18 protein-coding genes are annotated in these 21,026 nt (G+C 72.5%); 9 read left to right on the top strand and 9 right to left on the bottom strand.

Annotated elements, in window-relative coordinates; translation table 11 throughout:
• Positions 1 to 96 precede the first annotated feature (96 nt).
• Genes ABZ671_RS26575 through ABZ671_RS26550 form a run of 6 tightly spaced genes read right to left on the bottom strand, consistent with a single transcriptional unit; the run spans position 97 to position 8,934 of the window.
• Complete coding sequence (locus tag ABZ671_RS26575; RefSeq protein ID WP_357863015.1) at positions 97 to 2,643, bottom strand: sulfotransferase; 2,547 nt, start codon at positions 2,641 to 2,643, stop codon at positions 97 to 99.
• A complete protein-coding gene (locus ABZ671_RS26570; RefSeq protein WP_357863013.1) occupies positions 2,613 to 3,476 on the bottom strand; it encodes a sulfotransferase domain-containing protein in 864 nt (287 codons plus the stop codon). Before ABZ671_RS26570 ends, ABZ671_RS26575 begins: the two co-directional genes overlap by 31 nt.
• A gap of 10 nt (positions 3,477 to 3,486) precedes the next feature.
• Entirely contained in the window at positions 3,487 to 4,698 is a 1,212-nt protein-coding gene (locus ABZ671_RS26565) for a hypothetical protein (RefSeq protein WP_357863035.1), read from the bottom strand.
• Entirely contained in the window at positions 4,698 to 6,164 is a 1,467-nt protein-coding gene (locus tag ABZ671_RS26560; RefSeq protein WP_357863011.1) for an O-antigen ligase family protein, read from the bottom strand. Before ABZ671_RS26560 ends, ABZ671_RS26565 begins: the two co-directional genes overlap by 1 nt.
• A complete protein-coding gene (locus ABZ671_RS26555; protein WP_357863009.1) occupies positions 6,161 to 7,165 on the bottom strand; it encodes a DUF3048 domain-containing protein in 1,005 nt (334 codons plus the stop codon). Before ABZ671_RS26555 ends, ABZ671_RS26560 begins: the two co-directional genes overlap by 4 nt.
• Positions 7,162 to 8,934, bottom strand: a complete 1,773-nt coding sequence (locus tag ABZ671_RS26550) for a Wzz/FepE/Etk N-terminal domain-containing protein (RefSeq protein ID WP_357863006.1) — start codon at positions 8,932 to 8,934, stop codon at positions 7,162 to 7,164. Before ABZ671_RS26550 ends, ABZ671_RS26555 begins: the two co-directional genes overlap by 4 nt.
• A gap of 386 nt (positions 8,935 to 9,320) precedes the next feature.
• Here ABZ671_RS26550 and ABZ671_RS26545 point away from each other — a divergent pair, with 386 nt between their 5' ends.
• Genes ABZ671_RS26545 through ABZ671_RS26530 form a run of 4 tightly spaced genes read left to right on the top strand, consistent with a single transcriptional unit; the run spans position 9,321 to position 12,275 of the window.
• A complete protein-coding gene (locus ABZ671_RS26545) occupies positions 9,321 to 9,797 on the top strand; it encodes a UDP-N-acetylglucosamine--LPS N-acetylglucosamine transferase (RefSeq protein ID WP_357863004.1) in 477 nt (158 codons plus the stop codon).
• A complete protein-coding gene (locus ABZ671_RS26540; protein ID WP_357863002.1) occupies positions 9,794 to 10,360 on the top strand; it encodes a glycosyltransferase in 567 nt (188 codons plus the stop codon). Before ABZ671_RS26545 ends, ABZ671_RS26540 begins: the two co-directional genes overlap by 4 nt.
• Entirely contained in the window at positions 10,357 to 11,364 is a 1,008-nt protein-coding gene (locus tag ABZ671_RS26535) for a sulfotransferase (RefSeq protein WP_357863000.1), read from the top strand. The genes ABZ671_RS26540 and ABZ671_RS26535 overlap by 4 nt, the downstream gene beginning before the upstream one ends.
• Positions 11,337 to 12,275, top strand: coding sequence for a glycosyltransferase family 2 protein (locus ABZ671_RS26530; protein ID WP_357863032.1), 939 nt, complete (start codon positions 11,337 to 11,339; stop codon positions 12,273 to 12,275). The genes ABZ671_RS26535 and ABZ671_RS26530 overlap by 28 nt, the downstream gene beginning before the upstream one ends.
• Before the next feature lie 55 nt (positions 12,276 to 12,330).
• On the opposite strand, the gene ABZ671_RS26525 is transcribed toward ABZ671_RS26530, so the two are convergent.
• Positions 12,331 to 13,626 (bottom strand): hypothetical protein, encoded by a 1,296-nt coding sequence (locus tag ABZ671_RS26525; protein ID WP_357862997.1) that lies wholly within the window; start codon positions 13,624 to 13,626, stop codon positions 12,331 to 12,333.
• A 352-nt stretch (positions 13,627 to 13,978) separates the two neighbouring features.
• On the opposite strand from ABZ671_RS26525, the gene ABZ671_RS26520 reads away from it, so the two are divergent.
• Both ABZ671_RS26520 and corA read left to right on the top strand, forming a co-directional pair.
• Entirely contained in the window at positions 13,979 to 15,073 is a 1,095-nt protein-coding gene (locus tag ABZ671_RS26520; protein ID WP_357862995.1) for a PLP-dependent aminotransferase family protein, read from the top strand.
• A 366-nt stretch (positions 15,074 to 15,439) separates the two neighbouring features.
• Positions 15,440 to 16,588, top strand: coding sequence for a magnesium/cobalt transporter CorA (gene corA, locus ABZ671_RS26515; RefSeq protein ID WP_357862993.1), 1,149 nt, complete (start codon positions 15,440 to 15,442; stop codon positions 16,586 to 16,588).
• 79 nt (positions 16,589 to 16,667) lie between these two features.
• Here the strand turns inward: corA and ABZ671_RS26510 are convergent, their stop codons facing one another.
• Entirely contained in the window at positions 16,668 to 17,468 is an 801-nt protein-coding gene (locus ABZ671_RS26510; RefSeq protein ID WP_357862991.1) for a hypothetical protein, read from the bottom strand.
• An 84-nt stretch (positions 17,469 to 17,552) separates the two neighbouring features.
• On the opposite strand from ABZ671_RS26510, the gene ABZ671_RS26505 reads away from it, so the two are divergent.
• Together ABZ671_RS26505 and ABZ671_RS26500 are read left to right on the top strand one after the other, a co-directional pair.
• Positions 17,553 to 18,083, top strand: a complete 531-nt coding sequence (locus ABZ671_RS26505) for a peptidylprolyl isomerase (RefSeq protein ID WP_357862989.1) — start codon at positions 17,553 to 17,555, stop codon at positions 18,081 to 18,083.
• A gap of 43 nt (positions 18,084 to 18,126) precedes the next feature.
• A complete protein-coding gene (locus tag ABZ671_RS26500; RefSeq protein WP_357862987.1) occupies positions 18,127 to 19,071 on the top strand; it encodes a rhomboid family intramembrane serine protease in 945 nt (314 codons plus the stop codon).
• A gap of 72 nt (positions 19,072 to 19,143) precedes the next feature.
• On the opposite strand, the gene ABZ671_RS26495 is transcribed toward ABZ671_RS26500, so the two are convergent.
• Positions 19,144 to 19,578 (bottom strand): PH domain-containing protein, encoded by a 435-nt coding sequence (locus tag ABZ671_RS26495; RefSeq protein WP_357862985.1) that lies wholly within the window; start codon positions 19,576 to 19,578, stop codon positions 19,144 to 19,146.
• Positions 19,579 to 19,694: 116 nt separating this feature from the next.
• On the opposite strand from ABZ671_RS26495, the gene ABZ671_RS26490 reads away from it, so the two are divergent.
• On the top strand, positions 19,695 to 20,867 hold the full coding sequence (locus tag ABZ671_RS26490) for an acetyl-CoA C-acyltransferase (protein WP_357862983.1): 1,173 nt from the start codon (positions 19,695 to 19,697) through the stop codon (positions 20,865 to 20,867).
• Positions 20,868 to 21,026 lie beyond the last annotated feature (159 nt).

Here is a 21,026-nt window from a genome sequence, read left to right as displayed (position 1 = left end):
ACCCTCCCGTACGCGGATGCCAGCCGTCCAGCAAGGATCGTCAATCCGACGAAGCTATTGCCTTGGCCGCAAAAAGAGACAAGCGCCGATCGATAGTCAGCTCGCCACCGGCCGCCCGCCCGGAGGCGGCGTTGGGTAGCCGAGTCGGCTGAGCAGCGGCTCGGCCTGGGCCAGCACGTCAATGAGGTCCTGTTCGGCCAGGCGCTTCCGCCACCTGCCGACGGAGTCCGGGCGGGCCTTGGCGAAGCGGTCGTGCAGCGCCTGCCGGCCGGCCGGGTCGCCGACCTCGAGGAAGTCGGCGACCAGCTCGGCCGTCTCCGTCGGCCGGCTGACGATGTTCTCGTAGCGCAGGTGGCGAACCCGCTCGGTGGGCAGCTCGGCGAGCTGGGCCAGGGCGCTGCCGGTGAAACGGTGCCACATCCAGGCCGAGCGGCCCAGGTCGGAAACCCGGGTGAACTCCTCGCGCCGCTCCGGCTCCACCCAGAATCGCGGCGCGGTGCCCCACGGCGTACCACCCCGACCACTCTTACCGCTGCCGGTCGAGGCCGCATTCAGCCACGGCTGCTCGGCGTGCGACACCGCCACGTCCCGGCCGTCCCGATAGACGTGCAGAAAGACCGCGTCCGGGAAGACCTCGGCCAGGAACGGCACGATGAAGCAGTTCTCCGGGTCCTTCTCAGCGAACCGCAGCCCGCCGTGAACGGACGCGGCGAGCAGCGCGCCGTAGTAACCGCGGAAGTAGCGGGCCGCCCGCTGCGTAGTCCAGCTGCCCTCGTACACGCAGCGGGCCACCGCCTTGGTCAGCCGGGGTTCGAAATGGTACGAGACGCTCGGCAGCGCCCCCACGCAGCTGCCCAGAAACGTGGTGCCGGAGCGGGGCGCGCCCAGGATGAAGATCGGCCGCGCCACCCGGAGGCCGAGCCTGCGGTTGGCGGCCGTCACCGGCCGTGCCAGCTCCCGGCGTTCCTTCCGGTCGGCGAGGAGACCGACGGCGGCGAGCTTCGCGGCCTGCACCGTGGACAGGCCGGTGCGCGGGGCGAGGGGCGGACTGCTGGTCATCGGCTTCGCGCCGAGGTGCAGGGCGGCCCGCCAGCGCAAGGCGCCGGCCAGGTACGCCACCGTGCCGGCCACCGCCAGCAGGGCGCGCACCGCCACCGGGGCGTCGAGCAGGTCGGCCGCCCCGAGCGGCAGGCCGAAGCAGGCCACGGCCAGGGCCATCGCGGCCCGGGTGCCGCGCCCGAACGGGTGCAGCCGCATCCACCGCCAGAGCTGGCCCAGCGGCACCAGGTTCGTGACCATGATGGACACGGCCCAGGCCAGGGCGGCGCCGACGATGCCGTACCTCGGGATGAGCGCGACGTTGGCGATCACGTTGAGCACCGTGCCGACCATCGCGTTGTAGAAGGTCCAGGCGGTGCGCCCGGCCATGTTCAACACCATGTCCACCATGCCGCAGCCGGTCGCCACCAGCATGGTCAGCGCGAGCAGCAGAACCACCCGGCGGCCCGTGCCGTAGCCGTTGCCGAAGAGCGCCAGCATCGGTCCGGCGAACGCGGCGAAGACCAGGTAGGCCGGCCAGGAGAGCAGCACCAGCCAGCTGGTGGCCGCCTGGTAGAGCTGCTGCGCCTCGGCCCGGTCGTGCCGGGCGAAGGCGGCGGCCAGCCGGTGCTGAACCGAGCTGGACAGGGCGACGCTGGAGAGCTGGCCGAGCGCGAGAAAGCGGGTCGCCGCCGTGTAGACGGCCGCGTCCGCCGGCCCACGCAGGGCGCTGAGCAGCACGATGTCCAGCCGCTGTACGACGATCGCGGCCAGGCCGCTCAGCGCGCGCGGCGTGGTGAACCGCCAGAACGGCCCGGCCAGCTCGCCCGCCGGCACCGGCCGGCTGACGTGCCGTCCGGCGCGGTGGACCAGCCGGCCCAGCCAGAGCATCGCCACCACGGCGGCCAGCAGGTACGGCACCGCCCAGGCCAGCGGCAGCGCGGTGGTGGCGGAGAGGCCCAGCCAGGCGGCCACCGCCACCGCCACGAACTGCACCAGCGTGCGGCCGAGCCGTTCCACGGTGAGCAGCGGCCGCATCTGGCCGAAGCCCCGGCAGGCGGCCAGGGCGTAGTCGTTGAGCGCGGCCAGCGGAACGAAGGCCAGCAGGACGCGTAGCGCGGTCACCCCACCCGGGCCGGCCTCGGGCATCGTCGCCCCGGCGAGCGCGGGGGCGGCCAGCCAGCCGGCCAGGCCGAGCAGCGCACCGACGGCCAGCACCGGCACCAACCCGGCCAGGATCGTGCCGCGGATCCGTTCCCGCTGGTCGAGGGTGCGCTGCCGGCTGACGAAGTAGACGGTGCCGACGTCGGTGCCGAGCCGCGCCGCCGACGCGGCGATCATGAACGCGCTGGTTGCGGCGAAGAACATGCCGGCCTCGCGGACCGGCCAGCCGCGGGTGATGACGACGTTCAACCCGAAACCGCCGACCGCCGCGAGGCCGACCCCGACCAGGTTCGCGAAGCTTTGCCGGGCCGCGCCGCCCAGGCCGGTGCCCGCGCCGGCGTCGCCGACCGGCGTGGTCGGCGTCGTCGTCGGTGTGGTCGGCGGCGCGGTGGCGCCGCCGTCCCCCCGGATCACCGCCGCCACGACGGCACGCGTCCCCACCAGTCGGCCAGCCGCTCGTCGTACGGGGCGTAGTGGCCCTCCAACAGGCCCCGCAGCTCGGCCGACATCGGCGACCGGAAGCGCGCGTTGTGCTTGCCGAAGGAGATGCCCGCCCAGCGGGGCAGGCCGAGGAAGTCGCAGACCGCGTCGAAGGCCGGGCGCGGGTCGGCGAAGAAGTCGTCGCTGTCGATGACATGCAACCGGTCCCGGCCGACCAGCGCCGCCAGCCGCTCCAACTGCTCGATGTACTGCCCCCGGGCCAGGTACGCGTGGTGCTGCAGGTGGTGGCTGGCGTACGTCGGGTCGGCGACCACCCGCTCCGCCTCGCCGGCGATCCGCTCCTCCTCCAGCTCCAGCGCCCGCTCGAACGACGACTCGGTCTCGTAGCCCCGGGCCAGCTCGTGCGAGTGCGCCGAATAGGCCCGCTCCACCGGGTCGCGCAGCAGCACCAGCAGCTTGACCGAGGGCAGGTCCCTGGCGATCCGCTGCCCGGCGAGGGGATGAAACAGGTAGTAGGGGCTCGACTCGCCGGTGGTGCCGCGTACGCCGAGCCGCCGCCGGATCGACTCCGCCTTCCCGCTGCCCGGGAAGTGCCCGAGGTACCAGCTCATGCCCCGGTGATAGTCCGTGTCGAAGTAGTGCACGCCCTTGTGAAAGGCCGGCGGCAGCACACCCGGGTGCTGGGAGAGCGTCTTGAACAGCGAGGTGGTGCCGCAGCGCTGCGCGCCCACGATCAGGAACCCGGGCACCAGCCGGGATCCGACGGTCAACCGCCCGACCGTCCGGCTCACCGACTTCACCGCGCGGAGCGCGTGCTCCCTGGCCAGCGACACGTCCTACTCCTCACACTCGAGAGGCCCGACGGGCCAGGTGCTCCTCCACCGCGGGCAGCAGCCAGGTGTCGACGTGCCCCAGCCGTGCACCCGCCTCCGCCTGCCGGTCCCGCAGATAGCGCGCCGCCAGCTCCACCAGGTAGAGCACGGCGACCAGCTCGGCGTCCCGGCCGTGCTGGTCGAACGGCTGAAGGGCCCGGCCCGCGTCGGCGATCAGCGCCCGGGCGGCCGCCGTCGGTGCCAACCCACCGGGGCCGATGGCGGTCTGCACCGCCCGGTGCAACGCGTCGTAGCCGGCCGGTACGTCCGCCTCGAACCGTTCCCAGTCCCAGACCAGCACCCGGCCGTCGGCGAGCACGGCGCTGTTGCCGCCGTTCCAGTCGCCGTGCCAGGCGCCGAAGGCCACCGTCGGGTCGGCGTCCGCGACGGTCTTCAGCACCGCGTGCAGCCGTCCGGCCGCCGGCCGGGTGCCGAGCGCGTCCACCGCGTCGGCCAGCCGGGCCGCGTGGTCGCTACCGGCCCACGACCTTCGGCGTACGCCGAGGCAGCCGGCGACCGCCACCATGGCCGCGCGCTCGCCCGCCTCGGCGGCGGCGGGGGTGGCCCGGGGCAGCCGCACCGGCAGCGCCTCCTGCACCAGCAGCGCGTGCCCGTGCCAGTCGCCGTGATGGCGTACCCCGGCCACGATGATCGGCCCGAGCGGCAGGCCAGCCAGCCGGTGCAGCGCCGCGGCCTCCGCGTCGACCAGGGCGCGGGTCAGCGGGTCGACGCCGAGCTTGGCGTAACCGAGCACCCGCCCGTCCGGGGCGAGCAGTTGCAACACCGGTTTGCGGTTCGCCCGGGCCGGCCCGATGTGCATGCTGACCAGGGCCGGGGTGCCCAGCACCTTGGCCAGGTAGGCGTCGAGCCCGGCACCCGTCACCACCAGCCGGTCGCGGAACACCAGCGACCCCAGCCCGAGCCGGAACGTGGCGGCGAGCCCCTGCCGGACCAGCCTCGCCCGACGACCGACCGCCTCTGTGGCGTGCCGGACGGCGCTCGCCGCGGCCCGACCCGAGCCGGTGGGCACCAGCAGCCGCGGCCGGGCCGCCGAGGGCACCACCACCCAGCCCCGCCCACCCCTGCGCAGGGTCGGCTCGGCCGGCACGGGCCAGACCAGCCCGGCCAGCTCGCCCAGGTACGCGGAGCGGCCGTCGCCGTCAGGCGGTACGCGAAACACCATCAGCACTCGCCGGCTGCTTCGAATCTGGCCCGCAGCCCGGACACGGTGCCCTTGGCGCGGGCCCGCACGGCGGCCTGGCGCAGCCGGTCGTTGCGGGCGAGCAGGGCGACCGAGATGAGGCCGTAGGCGAGGGTGGCTTCCAGCGCGCCGTAGGTGAACTGGAAGAAGAGCATGAGGATCAAAACCAGGCTGCCCGCGATCCCGAGCGCACTGTGGTCGCGCCGATAGCGCCAGAGGCAGTAGAGGAAGAAGCCGTTGTAGCAGAGCGCACCCACGTAGCCCTGCCCGACCAGCAGCGCCCAGAGTTGGCCGTTGCTGCCCAGCTCCCGGTTGCCGCACTGTCGGCAGTCGGCGGACTTGCCGATGGCGATCGACCGGCTGCTGCCGATCAGCGCCCGGTTGCCGCCGTACCCGAGCACCGGCGAGTGGTTGGCGGCGGTGATCGCGCCCTGGGACAGGGTCGCCCGGACGCCGTCGCTGTGCCCGTTCCGCAGTCGCTCGTCGAACGTTCGCCCGAGTGGCGTGGCAACGATCAACACGCCGATCAGGCAGACCGCCAGGGCGAGCCCGCCGAGCACCACCATCCGGCCGCGCAGCGCGAGCCGGATCGCCAGGTACACCGCGGAGATGCCAAGGCCGATCCAGAGCCCCCGGTTGAGCGAGTAGACGATCGGCAGGACCGCGGCCAGGACGATCGCGACACCGAGCACCCGGCGTAGCGGCCGGCCCAGCACCACCCAGCCGACGATCAGCCAGATCAACAAAATCGCCGTGTTCTCGCCCCAGGAGTTCGTGTAGGTGAAGGGTGCCGACGGACGCAGCGAGCTGGGCTCGCCGGCGATCACCTGCTGGACCTGTGCGAACTTGACGTTCATCAGCGAGGCGACGTAGGGCTGGCTGGCGATCGCGTGCGGCAGGACGGACCGCAGCGGCGCGACGAAGCTGAACGTGGGGAAGAGCGAGCCGAGCCAGCCGCCGATCACCACGACGACTCCCATGAACCCGAAGAGCCGGACCACCCGCCGCCGGGACAGCTCCCGCTCGCTCAGGTTGAACACATAGAGCATGACCACGGTCATGGCGACGTAGTTCGCCAGCCGGACGGCCCAGCCGAGATACCGGCCGTCGCCGTGAGGCGGGAGCGTGTTCGGCGCGGTGAGGCCGAGCATCAGGACGGAGAGCAGCACCCAGAGCAGCAGCACCAGCCAGATCCCGAAGCCGGGCGGCACCCGGATCGGGCCCCGGTTGCGCAGCTGTATCAGCATCGGCACCGCGAAGATGACGAAAACGAAGCTGGACACCCCGAGCACCCACCACAGCGGGTAGAGCACGAAGAGCGTGATCAGCGGCCACGCCACCGGGAGCCGCAGCGACCGGCCCTTCGACCGCACCGCGACCTGTGCCGCCTCGGGCTCGGAAGCGTCACCCCCGACCGGGGCGGGATGGTGCGGGGCGACGGTGCTCATCTCACGGTGACCTTGGCGGTGGTCGGCGCGTAGATCACCCAGGCGTTGCCGGGGCGCGGTTGCATGATGTCGCCGCCGCTGTCGGCGATGGTGCAGGCCAGATCGAGGCCGGGCTTGCGCCACCGGCCCTTCGCGCTGGACGGCCCGGAGACCGCGACGACCGCGCCCACGCCGAACACCTTCGCCGCCGGAAGCGACCGCGGCGACGGATGCCGGACCTGCAGGGTCCGGTATTCCATGGTCAGCACGAACACCGACGCGGCGGTCACCGTCACGGTGCCCACCTTGCTGACCCAGTGCGACTTCTGCTGGTCGTACCGCCAGATCATCGGCGGGCCGCCGCGGACGTCGACGGTCAGCTCATGGGCCGGCACGAGATCGTGGGCGGCCAGTGGGTCGTCGTCGGTGGCGTGGTCGAGCGCCGGTGTGGGCGGCTGACCGCCCTTCGGCGCGACGTTCCACAGCGCGGCGGTGGAGGTGTGATCGGCTTTGAAGACCTTGGCGCCGCGCTCGGCGGAGGTGATGCCGGCCAGGCCGGACTGCGCGAACTGGGTGAGGAAACCGGTGGGCCCGCCGGCGTAGCCGACGAAGGGGCGCAGCACGGCGACCGACCGGATGTCGACCGGCCGAACCTCGGTGACCGGGCCGACCTTGGCGGCGTCCCGGGACTGAAACACCGCCGTGAGGTGCAGCGTGTCGGACTCGGCGAACTCGGCGTAGACCAGATCGGCGGCGTCCAGGCCGGCCGGGGTCGTCGACCGACTGACCCGCAGTGGCACGGCGACGGCCTGCCGGGCGGCCACCGCCGGGGCGCTCACCGGCAGCCCGGTCAGCGGTGCCGCCGGCAGGGCCGGGGTCGGGCTCCCGGTGGCCGGCCCGGACGTGCCGGGGTCGACCACCTGGACGCTGCTGGCGGGGGGCCGCGGCTTGCTGCACGCCGCGCCGAAGCCGACCACGAGGACCGGTGCGAGGGCGACGCAGAGGACCTGCCTGCGGTTCACCCCAGATCCTCGCCGGGATCGAGCGGGTAGCCGCGCCCCGGGCCGTCGACGCCCGCAAACTCACCCCGGGGGTGGTAGGCGCCACCGCTGCCGTTCATCGGCAGCGGCCTGCCGGGCTGCACCGGCCGCGCCGGATCGGTGGCGGATCCCGGGCCGGACGGCCTCGTCCGGGGCAGCACAACTGTCGACTCGGCGTACGGGCCGGGGCTCGGCCGCGGCTTGGGCCGGTTGGGCGGGGCAGCCGGACGGCTCGTTCCGCTGAGCGGCGCGGGCAGGCGCGGTGCCAGCACCGCGCCGAGCACCGGGGCGTTGACCTGCTCGAACTGCTGGAGCGCAACCTTGATCTGACCGCTGCGGGTCCGCCCGGTCTCGGCCACCACGATCACCGCGTCAACGTGCCGGCCCAGCGCCTGCGCCTCCACCGCGACGGTCGGCTGGGCGGTCTCGATCAGCACGTGGTCGAAGCGCGCGGCCAGCTCGTCGAGGATCTCCAGCAGGCTGCCGACCGGCAGCTCGACCTCGGCGTCCAGGTCGCCGGGAACCAGCACCCGAAGCTGGTTAAGGCCGCGCACCGGGGCCAGTGCCTTGAGCGCCGGTACGTCCCGGCGGAGCACCGAGGCCAGACTGTGCCGCCCTTCGGCGACCCCGGTGATGGTGGTGACCGCCGAGCCCGGTTTGGTGGTGACCAGCGCGACCTGCTGGCCGGTCCGGGCGTACGCCGCGGCCAGGTTGGCGGCGACGAACCCGGCGGCCATGCCGGTCGAGCCGTCGCAAAGTAGGAGTTGGCGCCCCCGGCGGACCTCACGCGGCTCGGGGACCGCGGAGAGCAGCACGTTGCGTAGCCGGCCCAGCTCACGGGAGATCTCGTGGGACGGCGGCAGCATCGTCAGCGAGGGATGACGGGTCGGCAGCTCCAGCAGCAGCGCTAGGCCGGCCCGGTCGGTGATGTCCCGGCCACGACGGATCCGGGTGTCGAGCCGGTCCAGCAGCAGCGCCAGCACGATGCCCAGCAGCAGACCGGCCCCCATGCCGCTGGCCAGGTTGAGGGTGCGGTTCGGGAAGCTGGGCTGCTGCGGCAGCCGGGCGTCCGAAATGATCTCGCCCGGGTCGGTGTCGGCGGAGAGCAACGGGCTGAGCCGGTTGTTCAGCGAGCCGAGCTGGTTGGTCAGCACGCTCCGGTCGGCCTCCGCCCGTTGCCGCTCGACCGAGTTGCCGGGTGCCGCCGCAATCCGCCCGGCGACTGCGCTGAGCTGCTTGTTGACCTCCGCGATCTGCTGCTTCAGCGCGGTGGTCTCGTTTTCCAGCGCCTTCTGCGCGGTGGCCTTGCGCAGGTCCAGGTACGCCTGCGCGAAGGCGTGCGACCCGGCCTGGGCCTGGGTCGGGCTGTCCGCCTCGTACGCCACCTGGAGGACCTGGCTGTTCGGCGGCACGGTGACAGCCACCGACTGGACCAGATACTCGGCTTCGGTGCTGGTCTTCAGCAGGCCCTTGGCCCGCTCCGCCACGACGAGCGAACGGACCACCTGTGCCTCGGTGTCGAGATTGACCTTCGCGTTGGGGTTGCTGTCCGGGCCGGCGCTGGGCGGTCGCACCAGCAGCGAGGTGCTCGACAGGTAGCGGGGATGCTGAAGCTTGGTCAGTGCCAGCCCACCGACCGTGCCGAGCACGGCGGCGAGGAGCAGGATCCACCAGCGGCGGCGCAGCCAGCCCAGGTAGGCCGCCAGGGCGAGCCCGTCAGCATCCCGCTCGGCCAGGTGGGTTGAGGGCATAGGAAGGTGCTCCCTTTCGACCGGGCCGGACAGTCCACGCTAGGTGTGCCCTGACCGTAACCCGGATTGTTCCCGATCCGAAGACTGTGGAAAGGCTGCTCCAGTTCCGGCGAGCCGCCCAGCGCAAGCGATGACGGAATCCCGACAACCGCCCGACCGGTTCGAGCGGGCCGGCTCGCGACACCGTTGCATTGTGGCCGACCTGGCTGTTTGCTTGACCAGGTGATTGCAGGGGCAGGGCCCATGCAGGCCCTGCGGGGTGGGACGGGATTTGTGCGAGGTGAGATTCCCATCAATGTGCAGCTGCAGGCCGATTGTTTGGCAGGGCGTGCCTGAAGGTCACTCACATAAATGCGGGCGCGGCCGTGGGCATATGGAGAGGACGTTTGGTGAACGGCTCAACCGAAGGTTCCGGACAGGTCCTGCTGGTCGGCTCCAGCGGCGGCCACCTCGCCCAGCTGACGGCGCTGAGACCCTGGTACCGGAACCGGCGCCGGGCCTGGGTCACCTTCGACACTCCTGACGCCCGGTCGCTGCTCGACGGCGAGGACGTGGTGTGGGCGCACCATCCCACCACCCGCAACGTGAAGAACCTGACCCGCAACGCCCTGCTGGCGATCGAGGTGATGCGCCGCCGACGGGTGGACGCAGTCGTCACCACCGGCGCCGGGGTGGCCCTGCCATTCGTGGTCGCGGCCCGGCTGCGCCGCATCCCGACCGTCTACATCGAGGTCTACGACCGGATCGACAGCGCGACGCTGACCGCCCGGCTCTGCCGGCCCTTCCTCTCCGCGATGTTGGTGCAGTGGGAGGAACAGCGCCGCATGTACCCGGAGGCGACCGTCGTGGGTAACCTGCTGTGAGCCCCTCCCACGGCTGCGCTCCGGCACCGTACGTGCTGGCCGCGGTCGGCACCGACGTGCACCGGTTCGACCGGCTGGTCGACTGGTTGGAGCGGTGGCACGCCGACCGCGGTGACGTCCACGTCTTCCTTCAGTACGGACACAGCCGCACCCCCCGCCTGCCCGGGGCCGCTTCGTTCGTCGGCCACGAGGAGCTGCAGCGGGCGATGGCCGAGGCCACGCTCGTGGTGAGCCACGGTGGGCCGGCCACCATCACCGAGGCCCGGCGCGCCGGCCATCTGCCGATCGTGGTGCCCCGCGACCCGACCCACGACGAGCACGTCGACAATCACCAGCAGCTCTTCTCCCGGCGGCTCGGTGCGGCCGGGATGGTCCGGCTCTGCGAATCCGAGGCCGAGCTGCTCGCCACCCTCGACGAGGGGCTGGCCGACCCGTCCCGCTTCATCCTGACCGCGGACCCGGGCCGGCCCGACCCGCGGGCCGAGGCGGTGGCCCGGGTGGGTCAGGTGATCGACGACCTGATGGCCCGCCGGATACACCAGCGCGGCGGAGGGCGGCGGTGACGGACACCCCGCGCGTGCTCTTCGTCGGTGGCCTCGGCCGCAGCGGCTCCACGCTTCTCGAACTACTCCTCGCGCAGAGCGCGGACGTGTGCGCCCTCGGTGAGGTGGTCCATCTCTGGGAACGGGCGCTCGGCGCCGACGAGCGGTGCGGCTGCGGCGAACGCTTCACCGGGTGCCTGTTCTGGCAGCGGGTGGGCGAGCACGCCTTTGGCGGCTGGTCCGCAGTCGACCGGATCGAGATGCTCGCGCTCAAGCGCCGCGTCGATCGCACCCGGCACATCCCCCGGCTCGCGAAGAGTTCCCTGCCGCCGGAGCAGCTCGCCGACGTCCGCGCGTACGCCTCCCACTACACCCGGATCTACCGCGCGGCTCTCGCGGTCAGCGGGGCCCGGATCGTGGTGGACTCCAGCAAACACGCCTCGCTCGCCTTCGCGCTGCGCTGGGCCGACGGGCTCGTGCTGCGGGTGCTGCACCTGGTCCGGGACAGCCGGGCAGTGGCGTACTCCTGGGGCAAGCAGGTGCGCCGGCCCGAAGTGGTCGACGGCGAGGACTTCATGCCCACCTTCTCCCCGTTGGCCGTGAGCAAGCTGTGGACCGCGCAGAACGCCGCGTTCCACCTGCTCGCCGCCCGCGCGCAGGTGCGCCGGCTGCGCTACGAGGATTTCACCGCCGACCCGACGGGCACCGTACGCCGGCTTCGTGAGTTCGCCGGGCTGCCGGACGACCCGGCGGCGCTGCGTATCCTCACCGATCCGGCTGACGCGCGCTCGGCCTCGCGCGACGCCGTGGTGTCGTCGCCGGCATGGCCCGCCCGAGTGCACAGCATCGCCGGCAACCCACTCCGGTTCAACGACGGCCCCCTGACCGTGCACCGGGACGAGGCCTGGCGTACCCGCCTGCCGCGCCGCAGCCGTGCCGTGGTCAGCCTGGCCACGCTGCCCTTCCGGCTCCGCTACGGCTACCTCGGTCAGCGGGGATCCGACTCCGTGCAGGGGTCCTCTTGAGCACTCCGAGCATTTCGGTGGTCGTCGCGACCCGAGACCGCCCGGAGCTGCTGCGGGTCGCGCTTGACGCGATCCTCAGCCAGGCGCACCCGGGCCTGATCGAGGCCATCGTGGTCTACGACCAGTCCGAGCCGGACCGGTCGCTCGAGTTGGACCGGGGCGATCGCCGGGTCCGGGTCATCACCAACACCCGTACGCCGGGGCTGGCCGGGGCGCGCAACACCGGCATCGAGGCGGCCACCGGCGAGCTGGTCGCGTTCTGCGACGACGACGACGAGTGGCTGCCCGGCAAGCTCGCCGCTCAGCTCGGCGCGCTCGACGTCCACCCGGACGGCGCGCTGATCAGCTGCGGCATCCGGGTCAGCTACCACGAGCGGACGGTGGACCGCTCGCTGGACCGGACCCGGGTGTCGCTGGAGGCGCTGCTCCGCGACCGCCTGACCGAGCTGCACCCGTCCACGTTCCTGATCCGCCGGGCCACGCTGCTCGACGGGATCGGGCTGGTTGACGAGCAGATCCCGGGCAGCTACGCGGAGGACTACGAGTTTCTGCTCCGGGCCGCCCGGTACGCCCCGCTGGTCAACGTGGGCAGGCCGTACGTGCTGGTGCGGTGGCACGAGCGGTCATACTTCGCGCAGCGCTGGGAGACCATCTCGACCGCGTTGAAGTGGCTGCTGCGCCGATACCCCGAGTTCGCCACCGTGCCGCACGGTGAGGCCCGGGTCGCCGGCCAGATCGCCTTCGCGCAGGCCGCCATGGGCAACCGGCGGGACGCGGTCCGGTGGGCCCGGCGCACCCTGGCCCGTAACCCCCGCGAGCCGCGCGCCTACCTGGCCCTGGCGGTGGCGAGCCGGGCCGTGCACGCCGACCGGGTGCTGCGTACGCTGCACAAGCGCGGCCGGGGCATCTGAGCCGGTACGCCACGGGCGACCGATCGGTCATGTCACCCGTGCCGCACGTTCCCGGTCAGGCCAGGCAGAACGACCGCCATGCCTGGATGCTGGGCTGGTCCAGCAGCCGGAAGTCACCCTGGCCGACCACCTGGTTGTAGTACGCCACGAACTCCGGCCGCTGCCTGCTGAGATAGCTGGTCATCGCGCGGATCCACGCCGCCCGGCCGGTGCCGGTGTCGCCGGGCACCAGGTCGCTGCCGGTCTCCGCCACGCCCCACGGTTTGCTCAGCTCGCGGGACTTGCTGATCACGCGACCGTAGATCTCCTGCGGGGTCGCGTACCGCTTCCACTTGACGCCCCAGTTGTAACAGTCCCAGCCGAGCGCCTCGACCACGTCGCCGCCCGGGTAGAAGGAGTCGAAGCTCCGCCCGGATTTCGGGTCGAGAGTCCAGCACATCAGGATGAGCGTGTTGATGAGCTTGGGGTTGCCCGCCCGGTCGGCCAGGCCGGCGATCCGACGCCAGGCCGCCCGGTACTCCTCCGCCGTGAAGGCGCCGCGCGCGACCTCGTCCTCCGGCTCGTGATAGTAGGACCAGTAGACGTTGTGCTCACGCGGGATCGAGGCGAACCAGGAGGTCAGCCGGGCGTCGTGCTGGCCGGAGTTGATCTCCCGAGGGGAGGCCTTGAAGGAGACCACCACGGGCCGGTTGACGAGGCTCGCCCGGCTGCCCTTCCAGACCGGCGGCAGTCCGGGGAGGTAGATCCGGGCCATCCGTAGCCGGCCGAAGGTGCGGTCGGAACGGGCCAACGCCTGGCCGAAGGTCTCCCCGCTCTGCACGCCGATGGACGCGCCGGGCAGGGCCAGCCGGGCACCTGTGAAGCCCTGGGCCGACCCGACGGAGGCCGACGGCGGTTTGGGCGGACCGGCAGCGCCCGAACCGGCGGCACTCGGGCCGGGCGCGCCGGTCGGTCCGCTCTGCACCGGGGGCTGGGCGGCCTGCGGCCGCTCGGGGCGCAGCGTCGCCACGGCGACCCCGCCGCTCGCCACCGCCAGGACGACCGCCGCCGCGATGGCCAACCGCCACTTCCGGCGGGATTCGCCCGCTGGCGCGGAGGCCGGCGCGGTCGGGGGTGGCACGACCGGGGGTGGCGGCAGGTCGGGGCCGTCGGCGGGCGGGACCGGTCCGGGCTCGTCGGCGGCACCGGTCTCGGGCCAGGGCAGCGTGGATTGGGCCTCGATCGGTGGAACCGGACCCGCGGCCTCCGGCCACGGCAGCCCCGGGGCGCTCTGCTGGCGCGGGATGTCCGGACCCGGCCAGAGGCCGGCCGGTGGCCCGGAAGCGTGCTGCTGGTCTCGTTCGGCCGGCATGGCCCTCCCTGGCTGATGGCCCGTCGCGGGGCGCAGGTCGGACGTGCGTACCGCCCGACGGTAACCCCGGCCACTCGGGCCGTGCGTACCGTTACACTCAGCCGAACGCCTGGCGGGTGCTGCCGGTGACGGCCGAAGCGGGCATCTCGACCCCGGATCGGACCGCGGCCGCCAGCGGGTCAGCGCGGTCGTCATCAGCTCGTGCGACCTGCGGTCCCCGACGTCCTTGAGCACGGCCGGGGCGAGCTCGTTTCGGATCTTCGCGGTCCCCTCGGACGGATCGACGGTCCGCCTGTTGAACTTCGCGGGTATGTCGGTCGGACCGGCCGTACCAGGCCCTAGGCTCGTGCGCATGACCGCCGAGCAGCTGATCTCCTTCGCCCGTGGCGCTCCCTCGCTGGACATCGTTGATGTCGAGGGGCTCAAGGCCGCCGCCGTCCGCGCCTTCGACGCCGATCCCGCCGGGATCACGGCGTACGGCACCTCCGTCGGTTACCCACCCCTGCGCAAGTGGATCGCGGAGAAGCACGGCGTCGAAGCCGACCAGGTGCTGATCACCAACGGGTCCCTGCAGGCCGACGCCTTTCTCTTCGACCACCTGGTCCGCCGGGGTGACGCGGTGGTGGTCGAGCGGCCGACGTACGACCGGACCCTGCTCAACCTTCAGCAGATGGGGGGCGAGATCCACGGGGTGACGGTCCAGCCGGACGGTCTGGACACCGCCGAGCTGCGCAAGCTGCTGGAGTCGGGGGTCCGGCCGCGGCTGGCCCACGTCATCCCGAACTACCAGAACCCGGCTGGCGTGACCCTGTCCCTGGAGAAGCGCCGGGAGCTGCTCGACCTGGCCGCCGAGTACGACTTCACCATCTTCGAGGACGACCCGTACGCGGACATCCGGTTCCGGGGCGAGCCGCTGCCGTCGATGCTGTCAATGGACACCCGGGGCGTGGTGGTGCACGCCTCCAGCTTCACCAAGACGGTCTGCCCGGGGGTCCGGGTCGGCTACCTGGTCGGCCCCGCCGAGCTGATCGCCGCGATCGCCAAGAAGGCCACCAACCTCTACATCTCGCCCGGCATGGTCTCCGAGGCGATCGTGCACCAGTTCTGCGTCTCCGGTGACATCGAGCGGTCCATCAACACGGTGCGTACCGCCCTCGGCGAACGGGCCGGGGTGCTCGCCGAGTCGCTGCGCCGGCACATTCCCGAGGCTCGGTTCGTGGAGCCGGACGGCGGCTACTTCCTCTGGGTCGAGCTGCCGGAGGACATCGAGGTGGACCGGCTCGCCCCGGCCGCCGCCGAGCGCGGCGTCGCGGTGGTCAAGGGCAGCGACTTCCTGTTGGAGGGCGGTCGGCACGCGCTCCGGCTGGCGTTCTCCGCGGTGACCGCGGACCGGATCGACGAGGGTGTCCGGCGACTGGCTGAGGCGATGGCCGCAGTCCGCGGGTAATCTCTGTCGGGTTTCCGACAATAAGGCGATGCCGGCCGGTTCAGCACTCCCGCTGAGCCGGCCGGCGGCCCACAATGCTGCGAGCGCCGTTCATCTCCCGTCGTGACAGGTCCGCCGTCCGGGGAGCCCCGCCGCCCCCGCCGGGGCCGCTGGCGCGCTTAGCACAACTCCCGCCCCCAATGGGTGCCGGGTGGGCCGTGTCGCCCCTCACCCCCCTGACGCGGCCGGCCCGCCCGGCACCACCCACCCACCGCCCGCCCGTGTGACGTCCGTCGCAGCCGCCCAGCCGCGCGTACGCCCGCTCGTGCTGCGCGTCGCCCCGATCGGCGTAACCTGCTAGCCGCAGCATCGTGGGGAGGGGGCGAGATGACGGACCGGGTGGCAGGCGGTCGCACCGCCGGACAGAACGGCAGCCGGGCGGTCAGGCCACGGGCCTGGGCGGCACCGGTACGGGCCATGTCCCGCATCCTCAACGCCGACGGCTCCCCGCGTACGCCCGAGCCGACCGGCGCCGGCCGCAGCGGGGTCGTCGACTGCGGCCTCTATGTCGACGGCGCGCGCCAGCCCGGCGACTGGCACTACGCCGACGCCCTGGCGGCGGCCGGCGAGCAGCGCAACGCCTTCGTCTGGCTCGGTCTGCACGAGCCGGGGCTGGACGAGATGACCGAGATCGCCGCCACCTTCGGCCTGCACGAGCTGGCCGTGGAGGACGCGGTCAAGGCCCAGCAGCGCCCCAAGCTGGAGCGCTTCGGTGAGGTGGCGTTCCTGGTGCTGCGTACCGCCCGCTACTGCGAGCACACCGAGCTGACCGAGTACTCCGAGGTGGTGGAGACCGGTCAGGTGATGCTCTTCATCGGGCCGAACTTCCTGATCAGCGTCCGGCACGGGGACGCCTCCCGACTCGCGCCGGTGCGGGCCGACCTCGAGGCGAAGCGGGAGCTGCTGGCGCACGGTCCGTGGGCGGTCGCCTATGCGATCACCGACCGGGCGGTGGATCTCTACCTGGACGTCGCCGACCAGCTGGAGACCGACCTCGACGTGCTGGAGGCCGACGTCTTCGACCGGCAGGGCAGCGGCCGGATCCAGCGGATCTATCAGATGAAGCGGGAGCTGGTGGAGTTCAAGCGGGCGGTGACGCCGCTGCAGCGGCCGCTGCTCACCCTCACCTCGCAGGCCAACCGGGAGGTGCCGGAGGAGATCCGGCGCTACTTCCGGGATGTGCAGGACCACCTGAGCCGGACGGTCGAGCAGGTCGCCTCGTACGACGACCTGCTCAACTCGATACTGCAGGCGCGGCTGGCCCAGGTCACCGTCGACCAGAACAACGACATGCGCAAGATCGCCGCGTGGGCGGCGATCGGCGCGGTGTGGACGGCGATCGCGGGCATCTACGGCATGAACTTCGACAACATGCCGGAGGTGGAATGGCCCTACGGCTATCCGGTCGTGCTGACGGTCATGCTCGCCATCTCGCTGGGCCTCTACGGCATGTTCCGCCGTAACGGTTGGTTGTAGCCGCCGGGCTTCGAGGCGCAACCGGGAGCGCCGGCCGCGGGCGTACCCGCGCGCCGGCGCTTTCCGTCCCGGATGGGGGTCAGTGACGACCGCCGGCCTTGGCGGTGTTCTTCCCGTTGTTCAGCGCCTTCGCGATGTTGGTGGCCGGTCGGCCGGAGACGTCCCGGGCCCCCTCGGCCACCGAGGGCACCTGGTCGGTCGGCTGGATCACCGGCTGACTGCCGGACGTGGCGGTGGCGGCGCTGCCGCCCCCGGCCGTCGCCGAGCTGCCGGCCTCGGTCGCCTGAGTCACCTTCGCGCTCGGGTCGGGCGTCTCCACGACGATGGTGTCGACGTCCTCGCGCATCGGCTCCAGCCCGCCGGTCGGGTCGTACTCGGCCCACTCCTGCTGTTCGCGGCGACGGCGCATGGCCATCGCGCCGGCCAGCCCGGCGATGGTGCCGGCGGCCAGCAGCCCGATCATTCGCCCCGCCGACCTGTTCTTCTGCTTCCTCCTGGTGGCCTTGGCGTTCTTGGCCTTCACCTTGCGGCTCACCGCGGCCCGCTTCGCGGCGGCGGTCTTGCGGCCGGTCACCGCCTTGCCCGCTGCCTCGGCCTGGGCCTCGCGCATGGCCAGGACCAACGGCGCGAGCGCCGCGACCGTCGAGGCGAGGCCGCTCGACGCCCGGTCCCGGACCATGATCGCGGCGGGCGCGACGGCACCCCGGGCTGCCTGGAGCCCCGGGCCGACCCGGGTGCCGGCACCCTTCGCCGCGTGCGTCGCGGCCTGCCTCAGGTGACCGATGCCCTGGTTCAGTTCGGCCTTCGCGAGCTGCCCCTGAGTCCTACGCCGCCCGATTCCAAACACGGTCCCACCTCCTGGGAGTTGTTCCTTCGTCATCCTCCACCTTCGGATGCCTTCGCATGGCCAGATCGGGCACATGGGAGGATCCGCATGGAACTGACCGACAAGTGAGGAGTACCCGTGGCCGAGGCTGTCTACGCCACCTTGCACACCAACGCCGGCCCGATCCGGCTGGAGCTCTTTCCGAACCACGCACCCAAGACCGTCCGCAACTTCGTCGACCTGGCCGAGGGCACTCGGGAATACACCGACCCGCGTACCGGCCAGCCGGGCAGCGGGCCGTACTACGACGGCACCGTCTCGCACCGTGTGATCAGCGGCTTCATGATCCAGATGGGCGACCCGACCGGCACCGGTCGCGGTGGGCCGGGCTACAAGTTCGCCGACGAGTTCCACCCGGAGCTGCGCTTCGACCGGCCGTACCTGCTGGCCATGGCGAACGCCGGACCCGGCACCAACGGTTCGCAGTTCTTCATCACGGTTGCGCCGACCCCGCACCTGAACAACCGGCACACCATCTTCGGACAGGTGGCCGACGAGCAGTCCGCGAAGGTGGTCGACTCGATCGCGAACACCCCGACCGGCCCGAGTGACCGGCCGCTGCAGGACGTGGTCATCGAGCGCGTCGAGATCGAGCGCAAGCCGGCGTGAGCGAGCGGAGCGAGCGAAGCATTCGGCGGGTACCTTTGCTCGCATGACTGAGCGCTCCGGGCAGGCCAACGACGCCACCGGCGGGCCGGTGCCGACCACTCCGGTCTGCTACCGCCACCCCGACCGGGAGACGTACGTCCGGTGCACGCGTTGTGAACGGCCGATCTGTCCGCAGTGCATGCGGGATGCCTCGGTCGGCCACCAGTGCCCGGAGTGCGTCGACGAGGGTCGCCGTAGCGTGCGGCCGGCGCGTACCGCCTTCGGCGGCGGTGCCGCCGGCCGTGAGGGCTACGTCACGAAGGCCCTGATCGCGCTGAACGTGCTGGTGATGCTCCTCTCCCTCGCCTCGGCTCGGAGCGTGGGTGCGGCCGTCGGCGGCGGCGGCCTCGGCGGGCTGCTCGGTGGCTCCACCCCGCTGACCGACTGGGGGTCCGTGCTCGGCCTGGCCCGCCTACCCGACGACACCATCGGTGGGGTCGCCGACGGGCAGTGGTACCGGCTGGTCACCGCGATGTTCCTGCATTACGGCCTGCTGCACCTGCTGCTCAACATGTGGGGGCTCTGGGTGCTCGGCCGGACGCTGGAGGCGGTGCTCGGCCCGCTGCGGTTCCTGGCGCTCTATCTGATCGCCGGGCTGGGCGGCAACGTCGCCGTCTACCTGTTCAGCCCGGCCAACCAGACCTCGGCCGGTGCGTCGACCGCCATCTTCGGCCTCTTCGCCGCGATCTTCGTGATCATGCGCCGGCTCGGTCGGGACACCTCGGCCATCGTGCCGATCCTGGTGATCAACCTGATTTTCACGTTCACCGTGCCGCACATCTCCGTCGCCGGCCACCTGGGCGGCCTGTTCACCGGCGCGCTGATGGCCCTGGTCCTGGCGTACGCCCCGCGGCTGCGCCGCAACCTGGTCCAGGCGGCGGGCGGGGCGATCCTGCTGGTGGCGCTGCTCGGGTTGGTCCTGGTCCGCACCGCGATGCTGACGGGCTGAGCCGGCGGGCACCGACGCTGCCGGTCGGGTGCCGAGGCCGGCCGGTCGCTGCCGCCGGTCGGGTCGACGGCGTCAGCCGGCGGCGGTTCGGGCTTCGCGCAGCGCCTCGGCGACCTCGTCCAGCGGCGCGTCCAGGTCGTACCGGCCGAACAGGTGCAGCGACTCGCCCGCGTCGATCTCCAGCGTCTCGGCGGTCAGCCCTCGCCGGGTACGCCGTTCCAGCCGGATCACCTCCACGGCCGGCCAGGGCAGCCGCCGCCAACCGGCGAAGCCCGCGCGCACCGCGATCCCCTCGGCATCCATCGTTAGTCGGACCGGCGCAACCAGGTCGCGCAGGGCCCAGCCGGCGAGGCCGGCGGCGGCCAGCCCGGCGAGCCCGAGCTGAACCCGGTCGCCGTCGGCGAAGAGCAGGGCCAGGCCGACCAGGACGACCGCCCCGACCAGTTTGGCCACCGGCAGGACGGCCGGCACCCGCCACCGCCGGGCCGGAAGCGACTGTGGATTCACCGCCCCAGCATGCCAGCCGGGTCGAGCCGGCGGCGGGACGGCCGGAGGTCGGGGGAGGACGGGCGGCCAGGGCAGCACGTAGGATCGGGGCAGGTCTAAGTTACCGGGGAGTAGTCATGAGTGACGCGGTCATCGTCGGTGCGGTACGAACCCCGGTCGGGCGGCGTAAGGGCAGCCTGGCCGCCGTGCATCCGGTCGATCTCTCGGCGCACGTGTTGCGTGCCCTCGCCGAGCGGACCGGGATCGACCCCGCCCAGGTCGACGACGTGGTCTGGGGCTGCGTGTCCCAGGTCGGCGAGCAGTCCTGGAACGTCGCGCGCAACGCCGTCCTCGCCGCCGGCTGGCCCGAATCGGTGCCAGGCACCACCCTCGACCGGCAGTGCGGGTCGAGCCAGCAGGCGCTGCACTTCGCCGCCGCCACCGTCCTCGCCGGCCAGGCCGACCTGGTGATCGCCGGCGGAGTGGAGTCGATGACCCGGGTGCCGATGGGCACCAGCGTGGCCGGCGGGATGCCGTTCAGCGCGGCGATCCTGGCGCGCTACCGGGGCGTCGAGGGCGTCGCCGAGGACAGCCCTCTCCCGTTCAACCAGGGCGTCGGCGCGGAGTTGATCGCCCAGCGGTGGCGCTTCTCCCGAGCTCAGCTCGACGAGTTCGCGCTGGCCAGCCATGAGAGGGCCGCCGCCGCGCAGGACGCCGGCGCGTTCGATCCCGAGCTGGCCCCGGTGCCGCTGACCGACGGCGGCAAGTTCACCGCCGACGAGGGCATCCGGCGGGACACCACGCTGGCCAAGCTCGGCGAGCTGGCCACCCCGTTCAAGGCCGACGGCGTGGTCACCGCCGGGTCCGCGTCCCAGATCTCCGACGGGGCCGCGGCGCTCGCCGTCACCACCAGCGAGTGGGCCAGCCGGCACGGGCTGCGCCCGCTGGCCCGGGTGCACACCGCCGTGGTCGCCGCGGACGACCCGGTCACCATGCTGACGGCACCCATCCCGGCCACCGCGAAGGCGCTGCGCCGCGCGGGGTTGGGCATCGAGGAGATCGGCGTGTACGAGGTGAACGAGGCGTTCGCGCCGGTACCGCTGGCCTGGCTGGCGGAGACCGAGGCGGACCCGGAGCGACTCAACCCGCGCGGCGGGGCGATCGCCCTGGGCCACCCGCTCGGCGCGTCCGGTGCCCGGATCATGACCAGCATGCTGCAGCACATGCGGGACAACGGGATCCGCTATGGCCTGCAGACCATGTGTGAGGGCGGCGGCATGGCCAACGCCACCATCATCGAGCTGCTGTGAGCCGGGACAGGGTGGCCGAGGGCACCCTGTCTCTTTGTGGCGCTACAAACTTGATGACGTAGACGACTCAGGCCCGCCGCGACAGCAGCCCCGCTTGCCTGACGACCGCCAGAGTTGGCGTGTCCTGGGCTGCGGCCCATCGCGGCCCGCACGCCCGGG

The organism is Micromonospora sp. NPDC006766, from assembly GCF_040636055.1.
GTDB lineage: Bacteria > Actinomycetota > Actinomycetes > Mycobacteriales > Micromonosporaceae > Micromonospora.
Note: the sequence above shows the minus strand (reverse complement) of the source record. Positions and strands in the feature narration are given on the sequence as shown.

Excerpts from the sequence above, each read along its gene's own strand:
- ABZ671_RS26550 (WP_357863006.1), bottom strand. The coding sequence starts at position 8,934 with ATGCCCTCAACCCACCTGGCCGAGCGGGATGCTGACGGGCTCGCCCTG.
- ABZ671_RS26510 (WP_357862991.1), bottom strand. The coding sequence starts at position 17,468 with ATGACGAAGGAACAACTCCCAGGAGGTGGGACCGTGTTTGGAATCGGG.
- ABZ671_RS26500 (WP_357862987.1), top strand. The coding sequence starts at position 18,127 with ATGACTGAGCGCTCCGGGCAGGCCAACGACGCCACCGGCGGGCCGGTG.
- corA (WP_357862993.1), top strand. The coding sequence starts at position 15,440 with ATGACGGACCGGGTGGCAGGCGGTCGCACCGCCGGACAGAACGGCAGC.
- ABZ671_RS26525 (WP_357862997.1), bottom strand. The coding sequence starts at position 13,626 with ATGCCGGCCGAACGAGACCAGCAGCACGCTTCCGGGCCACCGGCCGGC.
- ABZ671_RS26520 (WP_357862995.1), top strand. The coding sequence starts at position 13,979 with ATGACCGCCGAGCAGCTGATCTCCTTCGCCCGTGGCGCTCCCTCGCTG.
- ABZ671_RS26565 (WP_357863035.1), bottom strand. The coding sequence starts at position 4,698 with ATGGTGTTTCGCGTACCGCCTGACGGCGACGGCCGCTCCGCGTACCTG.
- ABZ671_RS26560 (WP_357863011.1), bottom strand. The coding sequence starts at position 6,164 with ATGAGCACCGTCGCCCCGCACCATCCCGCCCCGGTCGGGGGTGACGCT.
- ABZ671_RS26490 (WP_357862983.1), top strand. The coding sequence starts at position 19,695 with ATGAGTGACGCGGTCATCGTCGGTGCGGTACGAACCCCGGTCGGGCGG.